General features: G+C 37.2%; 17 protein-coding genes and 1 pseudogene. All 18 read right to left on the reverse strand.

The window, feature by feature from the left end; all coding sequences use genetic code 11:
- Positions 1 to 18: 18 nt before the first annotated feature.
- Complete coding sequence (locus tag AB2B47_RS02700) at positions 19 to 1332, reverse strand: RsmF rRNA methyltransferase first C-terminal domain-containing protein (RefSeq protein WP_320693561.1); 1314 nt, start codon at positions 1330 to 1332, stop codon at positions 19 to 21.
- Positions 1333 to 1338: 6 nt separating this feature from the next.
- Positions 1339 to 2106: an inositol monophosphatase family protein gene (locus AB2B47_RS02705; RefSeq protein WP_320693562.1), complete on the reverse strand. Its 768-nt coding sequence runs from the start codon at positions 2104 to 2106 to the stop codon at positions 1339 to 1341.
- Positions 2096 to 2374, reverse strand: a complete 279-nt coding sequence (locus AB2B47_RS02710) for a UPF0223 family protein (protein WP_004252549.1) — start codon at positions 2372 to 2374, stop codon at positions 2096 to 2098. The genes AB2B47_RS02705 and AB2B47_RS02710 overlap by 11 nt, the downstream gene beginning before the upstream one ends.
- The gene (locus AB2B47_RS02715; RefSeq protein WP_006148218.1) at positions 2375 to 2776 is read right to left on the reverse strand and encodes a Spx/MgsR family RNA polymerase-binding regulatory protein; all 402 of its coding nucleotides are present in this window, start codon (positions 2774 to 2776) and stop codon (positions 2375 to 2377) included.
- A gap of 138 nt (positions 2777 to 2914) precedes the next feature.
- Entirely contained in the window at positions 2915 to 3547 is a 633-nt protein-coding gene (locus AB2B47_RS02720; protein ID WP_006151471.1) for a TIGR01906 family membrane protein, read from the reverse strand.
- Positions 3537 to 4310 carry a TIGR01457 family HAD-type hydrolase gene (locus AB2B47_RS02725; RefSeq protein WP_320693563.1) on the reverse strand — a complete coding sequence of 258 codons (774 nt, stop codon included), beginning with the start codon at positions 4308 to 4310 and terminating at the stop codon, positions 3537 to 3539. Before AB2B47_RS02725 ends, AB2B47_RS02720 begins: the two co-directional genes overlap by 11 nt.
- Before the next feature lie 10 nt (positions 4311 to 4320).
- Positions 4321 to 5058, reverse strand: a complete 738-nt coding sequence (locus AB2B47_RS02730; RefSeq protein ID WP_320693564.1) for an acyl-[acyl-carrier-protein] thioesterase — start codon at positions 5056 to 5058, stop codon at positions 4321 to 4323.
- A gap of 4 nt (positions 5059 to 5062) precedes the next feature.
- A complete protein-coding gene (hemW, locus tag AB2B47_RS02735) occupies positions 5063 to 6193 on the reverse strand; it encodes a radical SAM family heme chaperone HemW (protein WP_320693565.1) in 1131 nt (376 codons plus the stop codon).
- Positions 6194 to 6278: 85 nt separating this feature from the next.
- Positions 6279 to 6674, reverse strand: a complete 396-nt coding sequence (locus AB2B47_RS02740) for a YtxH domain-containing protein (RefSeq protein WP_320693566.1) — start codon at positions 6672 to 6674, stop codon at positions 6279 to 6281.
- A 14-nt stretch (positions 6675 to 6688) separates the two neighbouring features.
- On the reverse strand, positions 6689 to 7072 hold the full coding sequence (locus tag AB2B47_RS02745) for a DUF948 domain-containing protein (protein ID WP_024053556.1): 384 nt from the start codon (positions 7070 to 7072) through the stop codon (positions 6689 to 6691).
- 1 nt (position 7073) lies between these two features.
- Positions 7074 to 7862 (reverse strand): prolipoprotein diacylglyceryl transferase, encoded by a 789-nt coding sequence (lgt, locus tag AB2B47_RS02750; protein WP_074324898.1) that lies wholly within the window; start codon positions 7860 to 7862, stop codon positions 7074 to 7076.
- A complete protein-coding gene (gene hprK / locus AB2B47_RS02755) occupies positions 7855 to 8790 on the reverse strand; it encodes an HPr(Ser) kinase/phosphatase (protein WP_320693567.1) in 936 nt (311 codons plus the stop codon). The genes lgt and hprK overlap by 8 nt, the downstream gene beginning before the upstream one ends.
- Positions 8791 to 8969: 179 nt before the next feature.
- Positions 8970 to 11165 (reverse strand): annotated as a pseudogene (locus AB2B47_RS02760) (LPXTG cell wall anchor domain-containing protein).
- 244 nt (positions 11166 to 11409) lie between these two features.
- Positions 11410 to 11586, reverse strand: coding sequence for a 30S ribosomal protein S21 (gene rpsU / locus AB2B47_RS02765; protein ID WP_000048054.1), 177 nt, complete (start codon positions 11584 to 11586; stop codon positions 11410 to 11412).
- Positions 11587 to 11696: 110 nt separating this feature from the next.
- A complete protein-coding gene (locus tag AB2B47_RS02770) occupies positions 11697 to 12020 on the reverse strand; it encodes a hypothetical protein (protein WP_320693568.1) in 324 nt (107 codons plus the stop codon).
- Between the two features lie 74 nt (positions 12021 to 12094).
- A complete protein-coding gene (locus tag AB2B47_RS02775) occupies positions 12095 to 12682 on the reverse strand; it encodes a class I SAM-dependent methyltransferase (protein ID WP_320693569.1) in 588 nt (195 codons plus the stop codon).
- A gap of 105 nt (positions 12683 to 12787) precedes the next feature.
- Complete coding sequence (locus tag AB2B47_RS02780; RefSeq protein WP_320693570.1) at positions 12788 to 13495, reverse strand: glucosamine-6-phosphate deaminase; 708 nt, start codon at positions 13493 to 13495, stop codon at positions 12788 to 12790.
- A gap of 189 nt (positions 13496 to 13684) precedes the next feature.
- On the reverse strand, positions 13685 to 14905 hold a 1221-nt coding region (locus AB2B47_RS02785; protein WP_320693571.1), incomplete at its 5' end, for an SspB-related isopeptide-forming adhesin.

The raw sequence follows: 14905 nt of genomic DNA on the forward strand, positions 1-14905 counted from the left end.
ATAGAATACAGTTTTTGACTAGTTTTTCACCTGAAACCTCAAGCCCTTGGGAAAATAATTCTTCAAGGTATTTCCGGTTACTTTTGCAAAACCTAGACCATTTCCACCAACCAAAACTTGGTACCAACCATTTGGAAGAGTTTCAGCTAATTGGACTGTTTCACCAGCCACATATTTGACAAAGTCTTCTTGATGAATTTCGATTCCTTGCTTGACTTGGCTTGGTTTTAAAGCTAAACCAAGAGCAAAACTAGGTTCAAAGCGCTTCTTCTTGAAAGTCCCTAGATGAAGTCCATTACGAGCGATTTTGAGCTTACTCAAGTTTGGTAATTCGCTTGGCAAAAGATAAAGTTGGTCACCAAAAACTTGTAGGACACCGGTCAGTTTTTCTTTAAGGTGTTTTTTCTCAAAATCCTGCCATAAGGAAATCTGTTCACGAGATAGGTTGGATTTAGAAGGCTTGAACTTCACAGTCTTGTTTTGTCCCTTAAACTGCAGATGGGCAACAAACTGACCTTCTCCCTTAAAGAGATGAGGGTACATCCGAGCTGTTTCAGATTGGTTGATTCCTTGTGACATACCATTGATATGTTCGATTGGAATCAATTCAAAATCGTAGGTATCTAGAAGCCAGTTAATGATTAATTCGTTTTCTTCTGGCGCCCAGGTACAGGTTGAATAGACTAGTCGACCTCCTTCAGCCAACATGGTAACAGCATCTGATAAAATTTCACGTTGTAAACTAGCGCATTGACTAGGATAATCGACACTCCAATAATCCATAGCGTCAGGTTGTTTACGAAACATCCCTTCTCCTGAGCAAGGTGCATCTAAAACGATCAGGTCAAAATAGCCTTTAAAAACCTTGACTAGACGGTCTGCAGATTCATTGGTCACAACGACATTAGTCGCACCGAAGCGTTCCATATTTTCAACTAAAATCTTTGACCGTTTGCTTGAAATTTCGTTAGAAACTAAAATACCCTCACCAGCTAGATAGGCTGCCAGTTGAGTAGATTTCCCACCAGGTGCCGCTGCCAAGTCTAAGACCTTCATACCTGGCTTTGGCTGAGCTACTTGAGCGACCATTTGTGCGGCAGGTTCTTGTGAATAGACCAAACCAGTTACATGTTCTGGTGATTTCCCTGAAACCTTCCCATAGTAGCCCCAGGGTGTATTGGGAATAGCATCTGAAAAAGAAAGCTGTTTTTCTTTTAAAGGATTGATACGAAAGGCAGAAACAGCTTCATCATCAAAAGAGGCAAGAAAAGCTCTTGCCTCATCTCCCAATATTGTTTCGTATTTTTTTACAAATCCATCTGGAAATTGCATGTAGGTTTATTTCCTTTCATAGATATAGGATTGAATCTCATCTTTCATCTCGACTGGCACCATCATAACGGCCTGTCGTGTTTGAAAATCGACTTCCTCACCAGCAATCGTAAAAACCTTATAACCCAAACTCTCACCTAGAATACTTGCAGCCGCATAATCCCAAGGTTGTAAATAAGTGATATAGGTTAAAAGTCGACCTGATAGCACCTTGGCAAAACTAATAGCGGCACTGCCATAAACTCGTGTCCCAAGTGCAGCGTTTCCCAAATCAGCTAAGCCCCATTCGTTAGTCGCTAACATTCCAGAATTACCAGCTACCAAAAATTCTCTCAAGGGTCTCTTTTTAAAGAGTGGCAAAGGTTCGTCATTGCGACAGGGCGGGAAGTCTCCTCCACCATGGTAACAATCACCCTTCATAACATCATAGATAATACCAAACTTGCCAATACCATCCTCAAAATAGGCCAGCATAACAGCAAAATCTTCACCTTGTGCTACGAAGTTGTTGGTTCCATCAATAGGATCAATAATCCATACAGAACCTTGTCCCACTGCTGCACGCATGCAGCCTTCTTCAGCACAAAATAGATCATTTGGATAGCGAGAACGGATTTTTTTAATAAGTAAGTCTTGAACTTCTTTATCTAACTTAGTTACCAAATCTGTAGGGGAAGACTTTCTCTCAACATGGAGATCTTCTTTCATATGCTGGAGAATGTATTCCCCAGCTTCCCTGACAATTTCTTTGGCAAATGTAAATTTATTTTCCAAGTGAAATCTTCCCTTCTCCTTTTTCTTTGGCCAACTGGACTGCACGGTAGAAAGAGTATCCACTAACTGATTCAAACTCACGTCCCAAACGTTTTTCTTCGCTCTTACTAGGCACAACTGACTTGAATACCTTGTAGGAATCTAATAGTTTCTTAGCATCTACCTGTGTCTCATAGGCAGCTTCAACATCATTAAAAAAAGAAAGCACTGAAGCAAGTTCTTCAGTGCTCCACGACAAATCTAGTGGGTAACTATACTGTTTATTCATCTAATTAATACCAGCTCTTAATGTAGCTTCTTTCAATTCTTGCTTACGATAACTACGAGGAAGAAATGCACGAATCTCATCTTCATTAAAGCCAATCTGCATACGTTTATCATCAATGATGATTGGACGACGCAAAAGACTAGGATATTGCTCAATTAAATTAAGCAACTCTGTCACCGAGATACTTTCCACATCGATATTTAACTTTTGGAAAATTTTTGAACGAGTTGAAATAATGTCATCGGTACCGTTTTCGGTCAAGGAAAGAATGTGTTGTAATTCTTTTCTTGATAAAGGACTGGTCATAATGTTGTGCTCTTGGAAAGGCACTTTATGATTATCAAGCCAGGCCTTTGCCTTACGACATGATGTACAACTCGGTGATAAAAATAGTGTAATCATGCTATTCTCTTCTTTGCATACTTTTCTAACTCTATTATACAAAAAAATAAAGCGCTTGACTAGTTGTTTCCGTAAAAAAAACCTACTTTTTAAAGAAAAATAGGTTTTTCGTACAATTTTTAAAACATTTTTATGCATTTATGTTATTTTTGGTAATTTTTTCCAACTTAGTAGATAAACGAATCCAAAAATTAACTCATACAAGCAGAAAAATAGGAGAAAGGCATGCAGGAAAAAATCCTCTGGTAGAATAAGAATGACTGGATCTTTAGCGGGATCAAAAAGCCAGGTATCATCACCTACAAATAGAATCTGATGAAACAAGGTAAAGAATTGTTCAAAACCAATGAAGACACCAACTAAACCAAGAACCAAAGGTAAAGACAGCATAATCAAGAGACCTCTGCGATATAGAGACAGAAAACCTTTCTGAATGACTTGCTTCCAAAAAAGGTAGAAAATCGGAAGAGTTACGATTGCTACTCCTTGCGCTAGGTGAAAGAGTCCCTTTACAACGACAAAGTGGTGAATTCCAGAGGCAGACGAAGGAAAATCTGGCATTGCTAATACTTGACTCAATGGATTGGTCAAATAATTCATCAAAACATTAAAGTTATGGTAGATGGTCTGAGGTTGAACATGAACACGACTTGTCAGATTTAACCAAGAAATTTCCAGAGGGTAAACCAACCAAGACAGATAGATGGTCAATAAAATAGCAAGAGAGAGGAGAAAGAGAAGACTTCCTAGAAAAGTAAATTTAGTTTTCATCGAAATTCCACTCCGCTAGACTTGAGAGGACATGGGTTGGGGCGATTGGTAAATCCGCTACTTCTTCAGGTTTTGTAAATCCTGTCGTCACCAAAAGACTTGGAATACCATTGTCAATACCTGCTCGAATATCAGTCAGGTAATTATCCCCCACCATGACAATTTCTTGGCGTTCAAGTCCTAGGTGTTCAACAGCCTTATCCATAATAATCGCGTTTGGTTTTCCAATATAAACTGGTTTTACGCGAGTTGCTGCTTCAAGAAGAGTAATCAGTGAACCAGCACCAGGTAAAAGTCCACGTTCTGTTGGAATATTTAAATCTGGATTGGTGCCGATAAAATGAGCACCTTTATGGATAGCTAGAGTTGCAGTAGCAAATTTTTCATAGTCAACTTGCCAGTCCAAACCTACAACCACATAGGCTGGATTTTCTTTATCTTCAACGTAGCCTGCTGCTTGAATGGCTTCCTTGAGCCCTGCTTCTCCAATCACATAGACTGTCTTTTCAAGCCCCAAATCATTCATGTAATCAATGGTCGCTAAGGTTGCAGTATAGATTGTCGATACAGGCGTGTCAATATTAAACTGATTGGCCAACATCTCTTGGACACTTTCAGGTGTACGAGTGGTATTATTTGTTACAAAAAGATAAGGAATTTCCCCTTTTTGCAGCTCATGTACAAAAGCTTCTCCCGCTGGAATTCTATCTTTTCCTTTATAAATTGTACCGTCTAAATCAATTAAATAGCCTTTATAAGTCATATATTACTTTCTAATCTGTGTTAATTTCTTGCCAAATTATCTTTGCCTGAGCATTGATATCGCCATCACTTGTGACTTGGTGATTGCTTTCTAGTTGATTCAATTCGTAACTAGAAGTAATCATACCACCTGGTCGAACTTCCTTGACATACTTGAGGTTTATTTTTTTAGGAATATGATTGGTTAGGAAATCTGCCCCCATAACTTCAAAAACCCAGTCTAGATATTTGCTGTTATTGACGTGGCCATTCATATCCAAGTCATAAAAACGAACATGGTAATCTTTGCTAATCGCTTCTTCCAGCTCTGCGTATTTTGGCCCGCGAAGGAGTTTCTTAGAAAACTCAGATTGATAAGGGGCGACAATTTCTGGTTCTACAGGATGAACCTTCCGAGTCTCACGATCCATAAGGACAAAGGTAGCTACCATGCGAATGATTTCTTGACCAGCTTCATCATAAATAGTAAAACGTCGGTAGCAAAATAGACGATTGTAGGTCAAGGCCTCTGTTTCAATTGTGATTTCCTCAGCAAAACGAGGAAGTCTAATCACATCGATATCATAATCAGTGATAATCCAGACTAGATTATACTGTTCTAAAACATCCTTGTCACTCACTCCTAGATTAATGGATTGCATTCCTGATACTTGCAGGGACAACAAGATAACGTCTGGTAGTTTGATATGGCCATTCATATCAGCCATATCAAAAGGAATTTTCATCTTCATTTGATAAGTTAAGCCCATAATTCTACTCCAATATAAATCGTTCTGCTACTGTATCTCCTAAAAAGAGACCTTTTTTTGTCATTCGTATTTGTTGACCTTCTACTTGTAAAAGACCTTGATGACACAAATCTCTTACAACTTGACCATATAAATTGTCAAAAGATGTGCCAAATTTTTCTTCAAATCGTTTCATGGAAACACCTGACTTCTTACGAAGGCCAAGGAACATCTCTTCTTCCATTTGTTCCCTTAGACTCAGGTGCTCTTCATTGATGCGAGCATTGCCTTCTTCTACTGCCTTTAGATAATGGCGGATAGGCCCATGGTTTTTATAGCGAACACCGTTTACATAGCCCGACGCACCAGCACCTATACCATAATACTCAGCATTATCCCAATACATGAGGTTATGACGACTTTCAAAGCCAGGTTTTGAAAAATTTGAAATTTCATAATGCTCAAAACCAGCTCTCTCTAATTCAGCAATGATATATTCAAACATCTCAGCTTCTAATTCTTCCTTAGGAAGAGGTAGTTTCCCTCGTCTCATACGATTCATAAAGACCGTATGGTTTTCCAAAATCAAGCTATAGAGACTCATGTGGGGAATATCCAAAGCGATGGCCTTGGCAACATTGTCCTTAACCTGGTCCATAGTCTGACCAGGAAGAGCGTAGATCAAGTCAATGGAAATATTATCAAATCCTGCTAACTTGAGACGATCAATATTTTCATAGATATCTTTCTCCAAATGACTACGACCAATTTTTTTCAGCATTTTGTCATCAAAGGTTTGGACACCCAATGAAACACGGTTGACTGCTGAATTTTTCAAAACTGCAATCTTATCCTCATCCAAATCACCAGGATTGGCCTCAATGGTCAATTCTTCTAAGACTGATAAATCTAAGTTTTTAGTCAATCCATCCAGAAGCACCTCTAACTGTGGCGCAGACAAGGCTGTCGGTGTACCTCCCCCAATATAGAGAGTACGCAACTTCTGAATGTCATAAGAATGAAATTCTTGCAGTAGATGTTCTAGATAGCTGTCTACTGGTTGATTTTTAATAAAGACCTTAGAAAAGTCACAATAATAACAGATTTGTGTGCAAAATGGAATGTGCACATAAGCTGATGTTGGTTTCTTCTGCATAGTATTTATTATACCACAAAGACTTCCCTCAATAAAAAAATCACCATCTCCGACTCTAAGGGAATCAAAAATGGTGATTTCTATTTTAATCTTCTTCGATTTCGATGATGATTTCTTGACCGTCTTCTGGGTCTTCAACAACTACTTTTTCTTCCAATTGTTCCTTGAGATTGTTCAAGGTCTCTTTTGAAGCTTCAGTCGCTTGTTGAGCTAAAGATTTAGATTTTTCAAGAACTGAATCCAAAGTAATTTCGCCTGATTCTACTTGTTCTTTTGTCTTTAGAACAAAATCTCTGGTTTGTTCTTTGACTTCTGTCAATTTTTCAAGAGCTTGTTCCTTAGCATATTTTGGATCTTCTCTCAGATCTTCAATAAAGTCTTGTGCTTGACTAGTAACACGTTTCCCTTTTTCACTTGTTAGAAACAAAGCAACAGCTACACCTGAAACAGTTCCTAAAAGGATTGATGATAATTTACCCATGAGTTATCTCCTTTTTATTTTTTGAAAAACTTACTTGCAATACGAACGGCAGATAAGCCTGCACTAGTCTTTAATGTTTTTGAACCTGCAGATGATGCTTTTTTACTCAAGACACGAGCCTGCTCATTTAAGTCAGAGACAGAAACAGAAAGGTCTGCAACTGCTGTAAAGAGTGGATCAATGGTTGCAACTTTGATATTGATATCATCAGCAAGAACATTGACCTTGGCAAGAAGTTCGTTTGTGTGATGTAGAGTAACATTTACATCTGAAGTTAGCGTTTTAACAGTATTTTCAGTTTCATCGATTACACGTCCAACTTTTTGAAGGGTAATAATCAAATAAACAATAAATACAATCAAGGCAATAGCCACAATAATATAAGCAACTTCTAACATTTTAATTCTCCTTTTTTACATTATAAAATGGTGCTTTTTTCCGATTTTGATAAACGATAATATAAATACCAAGTCCAATTAATAGAACAGACAACCACTGAGATACTCGAAGTCCAAAGAACATGAGACTATCTGTACGCATTCCCTCAATAATCATACGTCCAAAACCATACCAAATTAAGTAAAAGGCTGTGATATGACCACGACGAATGCCATTTAATCGGCGTCTAAAAATAACAATTAAAGCAAACCCAATCAGGTTCCAGATAGATTCGTATAAGAAGGTTGGTTGACGATAAGAACCATCAATATACATCTGATTCTTAATAAAACCAGGTAAATAATCAAGGTTTTCTACAACTGCTCCGTAAGCTTCTTGGTTAAAGAAGTTCCCCCAACGTCCTAGACTCTGAGCAATCATTACACTCGGAGCTGCAATATCCAAGAAATCCCAGGTATTGATTAATTTACGGTCTGCGAAAATATAAAGTACAATCGCTCCGGTAATTAGACCGCCGTAAATAGCAAGACCACCATTCCAGACAGCAAATATCTCCCCTAAATGTTGGCTATAATAGTCAAATTTAAAAATAACATAGTAAAGTCTCGCGCCGATGATTGACAAAGGGAAAGCCACTAAGATAAAGTCCAGAATATCTTCTGATAAGATTTTCTTTTTAGGAGCTTCTTTACTTGCCAAATATACCGCTAAGATAAGGCCTGAAACGATACAAAGTGCATACCATCTAATGGCAAATGGACCTATTTGAAAAGCAACTGGATCAATCATTTTGCACCTCGTTCTTTTCAATTAATTTCGTCAATCTTTCTTCAAAGAGACGTGTCGCGTCAAAGCCCATTTCCTTAGAACGATAGTTCATGGCAGCTGCTTCGATTACGACAGAAATATTGCGCCCTGTTTTAACTGGGATGCGGATACGTGGAATGGTAACTCCAGAAACTTCTAGTTCTTCAGCATTATTTCCTAAGCGATCAAAGGTCTTATTTGTATCATAATTTTCCAAATAAACAGCTAGCTGAACTTGTGAAGAATCCTTAACGGCACTGGCACCGTATAGACTCATGACATCGATGATCCCTACTCCACGAATTTCGATCAGATGTTTCAAGATTTCAGCAGGTTCACCCCAGAGAGTCATTTCATCCTTAGAATAGATATCTACCCGATCGTCTGCTACCAAACGGTGACCACGTTTAACTAGTTCTAAACCTGTCTCACTCTTACCGATTCCACTATCACCTTGAATCAAAACACCCATACCATAGATATCCATTAGGACCCCATGTACACTTGTACGTTCCGCTAAACGTGAATCAAGATAGCTAGATAGTTCTCCAGACAAACGACTGGTTGCTGTACGACTAGTTAAAATCGCAATTTTACATTCTCTAGCAGCCTTCAACATTTCCTCTGGAACCACCAAACCACGGGCAACAATGACCGCAGGTGTTTCTGGTAGGAACATTTTTTTCAAGACATCGTAACGATTTTGAGAAGGCATAGAAACTAGGTAAGACCATTCCTTCATACCCAACAATTGAATACGCTCTGGAGTATAGTAATCAAAATAGCCTGTCATTTCAAGACCAGGTCGCGTTATATCTGCAGTATTAATTTCCTTTTCAAGTAATTCAGGCTCCCCATAGACAATGTCTAATCTAAGCTTCTCAATAACTTCTTTTACTGAAACCGACATATATTTCTCCTTAAATCGAGTTCTCTTACTATTATATCAGATTGTAGGAAGAAGTTTGTATTTTTTACCGTGTTTACGCTATTAATTTATCTGATAATATTTGAACGATACAAAAAAGGATTAAACAACAAATTGTTGTCTAATCCTTCTGACTATTATTTCATAATAGATAGTGCACTTTAGTTATCTTGTTTCTTTAAGCCCAAGACTCCAAGACCAGCTACCAAGAGTGCTACACCAGTCGCAAACAATGATTCTTTAGAACCAGTATTTGGCAATTCCTTTTTAGGTTCAGATGTTGTAGACGTAGTTTCAGGTCTTGTTTCTTCAGTTGTCTTACCTGAAGGAGTTTCTTCACTTGATTTACCTGGAGTTGGCTCAACTGTTGTAGTAGTTGTTGTTGGCTCTACTGTCGTTGTGGTTGTTGAAGTAGTCGGTGGCTCTACTGTCGTGGGATTTGTTTAATTATTGGGTGGTTGTTGTGTTTTTGTGGTGGTATTTGTAGTCGTTTGCTCTAATGTCGTTTTAGTTGTTGAAGTAGTCGGTGGCTCTACTGTCGTGGGATTTGTTTAATTATTGGGTGGTTGTTGTGTTTTTGTGGTGGTATTTGTAGTCGTTTGCTCTAATGTCGTTTTAGTTGTTGAAGTAGTCGGTGGCTCTACTGTCGTGGTAGTTGTTGAAGTAGTCGTTGGCTCTACTGTCGTGGTAGTTGTTGAAGTAGTCGTTGGCTCTACTGTCGTTGTAGTTGTTGAAGTAGTCGTTGGTTCTTCTGTTGTTGTCGTGGTAGTTGTAGTCGTAGTACTAGTTGTTGTTGTCGTAGTTTGTTCAACTTTTTTATACCAGTGGATACGATTTCCTTCACGATCTTTTTCTGTTTTTACAAACTCATAACCATCAATAGTAGCTGGATCTTTCCAACCCTTATCCTGTGGTTTAAGATTTTNAGTACTAGTTGTTGTTGTCGTAGTTTGTTCAACTTTTTTATACCAGTGGATACGATTTCCTTCACGATCTTTTTCTGTTTTTACAAACTCATAACCATCAATAGTAGCTGGATCTTTCCAACCCTTATCCTGTGGTTTAAGATTTTCTTTTGTATCGATATCTTTGTAGTCTGTGACAAGCGTATCAAGAACTAATTGTGCACCTGCAGAGTCATTAATGATACGGTAAATATAGATACCCTTTGAATTTTTCCCATCAATAGTTGCCGTAGCTACTTTCGAAACATCATATTGCATTTTTTCAAGATCAATCTTAGATTTATCGATGATATTAATACGGTTTTGACCAACACCGAAGAATACACCTAATTCTTTTGGAACATCTCCTGAAATCATTTCAAACGTGATTTTCTTATCTGTAATAGAAGTGACTTTGAATGTTGGCTCAACCCCTGTTGGGAATACATATGCGCCATATTCATTGACTTCATATGTTCTATATACAGGCAAGATAAATCTTGAAGTAAATGTATCTCCTACTTTGAGTGCAGTATCACCACTTGTTTTCCACTCGATACCTGAAGCATCATTGAATTCTAACTCAACTGTTGAACCAACTTTCATACCTTCACTTCCACGAACTTGGAATTGTGTAGTCGTTTCATATGATCCATCAGCCTTGAATTTAATCGTATTTCCAGAAGGTGTGAAGTTGATTGAATTTGTCTCAGTAGCAAATTGTTCTACTTTCGGAATATCAACTGTACTTGTCACAGAAGAAGATCCCACTTTAATCACTTGGTTTAAAGTGTAGTCTTTATTTGCGATTACAGCTCCATTATAAGCGTTATCTGATGTAATTTGGAACTTGACTTGTTTCAATACATCTGGTTTTTCAGCTTCAATAGCTTTCGTAAATGTAATTTTTAATGTGGCACGTGTTGATTCCAATTCAGCTTGTCGCATTTGAGCTATATCGTTTGAACCTTGACGTGCTTTATTGACGTTTTCAAACGAAACAATTGAAATTTTACCAATTGTCTTACCTTCGTAAGTGACATCCTTGCCATTTAATTGATTTAAGATAGCGACGTTTTCTAATGTAACTGTAACATAGTCTCCTTCTTTCACATCATCTTCTGTAAGTGAAAAAGAAAGGTCTACATCTGTATAGTATTCATAATATTTAATATCATGGTTTTTAATAGTACCAGTCACTTCTGCAGCTACTTCTCTTGCTTCACGTGCAGGAGTTTCTGTAGTTGTTACAGCTTCACCAGTAGTTGTTGCTTCAGCATTTGTTGTAGAAATTTGCTCAGCTGTCGTTGTTTCTTCAGCAGTGATGATTTCTTGACTTTGAAGAGCGGCCAAAAGCACACCTGTAGACAATAAAGTGATTAATAATTTACCAAACCTTTTCTGGTTTTTCATCCCTATTTACCTCCGTGTAAAATTACACTATTTTAACATGATTTTACAATATTTTTCAATTAAAATCAACTAAAACGAATGATTATTTTAAATGTCAAATAAAAGTAAATAGAGTTATAATATTCAGTTATTACACTCTTAAGTTTGATTTTTATCCAATTCCTAAATAATCATTGAAACATGTAAAATTATTCGGGTCTTAAGAATACAAAAAAGACTAGACAAGTCTAGCCTTTCACTTCAATTAGAATTTTTTACGTTTACGAGCTGCTTCTGATTTACGTTTACGTTTTACAGAAGGTTTTTCATAGAATTCACGTTTGCGTGTTTCTTGAAGAGTACCAGCTTTAGTAACCGCACGTTTGAAACGACGAAGTGCATCGTCAAGAGATTCATTCTTACGTACTACTGTTTTAGACATTTTTTTCACTCCCTTCAAGTTCAAGATCTATTCTATTTTACATGCATAATGAATAAATGTCAAGGGGAAGCCTACATTTATTCCTATTTTCCAGTTTATCAATTACTTTCTTACCTATACTTTATCAAATCATACAACTTTGTTACTGCTTGTTCAAAAGATTCAATATATTCCCAATATTCATCAGGAAGATTTGAAATCTTACTCAAGTCATTGCTATCAAAATGATATACCAGATGACGAAGAATTTGATTTTCAATAAAATGCAAATCCCTCAGCTGATCTATACTAATAGAATCGATCTTTTCTACGTAGTGACATAAATCAGCCAGCGACTGCCTATCAAATACTTTTTCCTCGTGTAAATAATAGAGAAAGCTTTGGTTTTCAGCCTTTTTATTATCTTCTATCAAATTCCTATTCTTCGTATTCATTCTGATTCCTCCTGTAAAAGATTTTAAAAAAGCTACTTTTTAACAAATCCTTTACGAATTTTATAAAGGATCCACTATCCCTTTCTTTGACTAGTTACGAGCTCAAAGCCTACTGATAACAAGAATCGTCTAAATGCTTCTTCACTTTGAACCTCTGGTAAAAAGTAAGATAACTTGTTATATTCACAAGCCAGTAAGAGCATCCCGTCTGATTTGAGTATTCTTCGAATTTCCATAAAAGAAGCCTCTAGATTCTGCCAATGAAAATGAGTTTGAAAGGCTGTGATTAAATCAACACTTTCATCAGAAAAACCTGTCTCCCTAACGTCTCTTCGTTCAAAATTTAGATTAGTCATCTCTATCTGTTTGGCTTGAGCTATTGCGGTATCTGAAATATCGATTCCAGTTATAGTACTTTGCGGAAAAGTTTCTTTCAGTAGGATGGTTGAACGGCCGTTCCCAACTCCTACATCTAAGATTGCAGGGTAAAATGTCCTATCCAGATGACGAATTGCCCATACAAACATGGGGAGATAGGCTCTATTCCACAATTTCATCATTCCTTTTCCTAGAATACCTGAAGGGTTCTTTGATTGCTGAATGAGACGACAAAACAGTAACATTAAAAGTAAAAAACAAATAAAACCGATTATATAAATCAAAGTTCGAACCTCCGCTGTATAGCTATATTATACCACTTTAGCAGGATAGTGAACATTTGAAGTAAAAAACCACTCACTACAAAGAGCAAGTGGTTCGTGTATTTTTTATTTTTCAAGTAGGCTTAACGCTCCAGCATCCGCAATAATTGTTACATCTGGATGGTTTTGCAAACTACTTGCTGGAAGACTTTCAGTAACTGGACCTTCAACGGTTCCAGCGATAGCTTCTGCTTTAGATTCACCATAAGCAAAAAGCAAAATTGATTTAGCATCAAGAATATTTTTAATTCCCATTGAGATAGCTTGTGTTGGTACATCTTCAATTTTATCAAAGAAGCGAGCATTTGCTTCAATAGTAGACTGATCAAGATTTACAAGATGCGTTTGACTATCAAATGGAGTTCCCGGTTCATTAAAGCCAATGTGACCGTTTCGACCAATTCCAAGAATTTGCAAATCAACTGGATGCTCAGCAAGAATTTGATTATAGCGTTCTACTTCTTCCTCTGCATTATCTTTGACACCTCGAGGTAAAAAGCTTTCTTTAAATGGCTTTTTATTGAATAGATTTTCTTGCATAAAGTAACGATAAGATTGAGGGTTCTCTCCATCAAGTCCTACATATTCGTCCAAATTAACACTAGTAAGATTTGAAAAATCAAGATCACTCTTAACGATTTCTCCATAAAATTCAAGCGGACTGCTACCTGTCGCAAGTCCTAATGTTTGAGCACCGTTTGCTAACTTTTCTTTTAAAATTTCAAAAGCTACTTTTCCACCTTCTTCAGGATTTTTTACTTGAATAACTTTCATAATTGTTCCTCCATATTTCTTTATTTTATTATATGGTATAGACCAATTTTTGTCAAGTGTAAACGGTTTAATATTTTAAATTTTATAGGATAAAGTTAAGTAAAAAAGGCTCTGCTCTTTCGAGCAAAGCCTTTTATGTTAGAGCTAAAATTGCTATTTCAACACCAAAATACTGATGTCATCACAATCTTAGTCTTCACGTCTTTTTGGTTTTGCAATTAAACCAAGTCCTACTAGACCAAGGGCTGCACCTAGGGCAACTAATCCAACTTTAGATTGCTCACCAGTATTTGGCAACTCACGACCTTTAGGTTTTTCAGGAGTTGGTGGCGTTACTGGTGGTGTCGGTGGTGTCGGTGGTGTTGGCGGTGTCGGTGGTGTTGGTGGTGTTGGCGGTGTTACCTTGTTGTTAAACTCAGTATCTTCAGGCATTTGTGAAGTAAGAGTTAATACTTTACCATCCTTAGTTACAGTAACTCCAACAGTCGCTACCATCTTATCGTACTCAACTCCAGCCTCTGTACCTTTCACTTCTTCTACATGATAAATATAAGTACCTTCTTGACCACGCTTGAATTCAAGAGCTGAGAACTTGATCTTACCTTCAGCATCATTGCTTACAGTTTCAATCACATTTCCATCCTTGTCTTTGAGTACAAAAGTAAACTCGCCAGCCTTCAGTGCACGGCCTTCCAATTTCTTAGTGAAGTTGAATTCAATTTTAACTGGAATATTTACAACACGTTTTTCAGTTGGTTTTTCTGGTTTTTCAACTGATTTCTTAGTTGGATCGTATTGGTGAACGATTTGAGAAGCTGTATTTTCAATATCTACACCTTCCTTAGCAGTATCCTTGATTCGTGCAAGAATATCAAACTTGTAGTAACGTCCAAATGCTAATTTAGCAGTGTCGATTACTTGTGTATTCTCTGCATCTCCAAGTGACTTAGTCAATTCAGCCTTAGACGTAGCAGTAATGACACCATCTACAATTGAGATATCAAACTTAGCGGTTACATCTTCACCAGTTACTGAATCGTAAGCTTTAATATCAGCTACATTAACATCCAAGTTTTCGCTGTCATATTTATCTGTAATTCCAACAGATTGAATATTGTGAGCTTCTGTAAATTTAGTTGTATCCAACCATACTTGGTAAACAACCTTATCACCTTTATGGAGTGTTTGAGTATTGATATTTTGCGCTTCATTATTATCAACTTTGTCCGCATATGGATTTTTGTTGGTATCAGCTACTTTATCAGTCAACTCTTTATCATCATCCAAAAGTTTAGTTCCAGTAATGTCAAATTTCTCTTCGTTAAGAATATATTTTTCTGGGTTAAACTCAGGAGTTTCCGGTGGAGTCACAGTGTTATTGAACTCTGTATCTGGAGCGTCTGTCACTGT

Source organism: Streptococcus wuxiensis (assembly GCF_040888245.1).
Lineage (GTDB): Bacteria > Bacillota > Bacilli > Lactobacillales > Streptococcaceae > Streptococcus > Streptococcus wuxiensis.

Excerpts from the sequence above, each read along its gene's own strand:
- AB2B47_RS02700 (WP_320693561.1), bottom strand. The coding sequence starts at position 1,332 with ATGCAATTTCCAGATGGATTTGTAAAAAAATACGAAACAATATTGGGA.
- AB2B47_RS02745 (WP_024053556.1), bottom strand. The coding sequence starts at position 7,072 with ATGTTAGAAGTTGCTTATATTATTGTGGCTATTGCCTTGATTGTATTT.
- rpsU (WP_000048054.1), bottom strand. The coding sequence starts at position 11,586 with ATGTCTAAAACAGTAGTACGTAAGAATGAATCTCTTGACGATGCACTT.
- AB2B47_RS02720 (WP_006151471.1), bottom strand. The coding sequence starts at position 3,547 with ATGAAAACTAAATTTACTTTTCTAGGAAGTCTTCTCTTTCTCCTCTCT.
- AB2B47_RS02725 (WP_320693563.1), bottom strand. The coding sequence starts at position 4,310 with ATGACTTATAAAGGCTATTTAATTGATTTAGACGGTACAATTTATAAA.
- AB2B47_RS02770 (WP_320693568.1), bottom strand. The coding sequence starts at position 12,020 with ATGAATACGAAGAATAGGAATTTGATAGAAGATAATAAAAAGGCTGAA.
- AB2B47_RS02715 (WP_006148218.1), bottom strand. The coding sequence starts at position 2,776 with ATGATTACACTATTTTTATCACCGAGTTGTACATCATGTCGTAAGGCA.
- AB2B47_RS02780 (WP_320693570.1), bottom strand. The coding sequence starts at position 13,495 with ATGAAAGTTATTCAAGTAAAAAATCCTGAAGAAGGTGGAAAAGTAGCT.
- hemW (WP_320693565.1), bottom strand. The coding sequence starts at position 6,193 with ATGCAGAAGAAACCAACATCAGCTTATGTGCACATTCCATTTTGCACA.
- AB2B47_RS02730 (WP_320693564.1), bottom strand. The coding sequence starts at position 5,058 with ATGGGCTTAACTTATCAAATGAAGATGAAAATTCCTTTTGATATGGCT.
- AB2B47_RS02740 (WP_320693566.1), bottom strand. The coding sequence starts at position 6,674 with ATGGGTAAATTATCATCAATCCTTTTAGGAACTGTTTCAGGTGTAGCT.
- AB2B47_RS02710 (WP_004252549.1), bottom strand. The coding sequence starts at position 2,374 with ATGAATAAACAGTATAGTTACCCACTAGATTTGTCGTGGAGCACTGAA.
- hprK (WP_320693567.1), bottom strand. The coding sequence starts at position 8,790 with ATGTCGGTTTCAGTAAAAGAAGTTATTGAGAAGCTTAGATTAGACATT.
- lgt (WP_074324898.1), bottom strand. The coding sequence starts at position 7,862 with ATGATTGATCCAGTTGCTTTTCAAATAGGTCCATTTGCCATTAGATGG.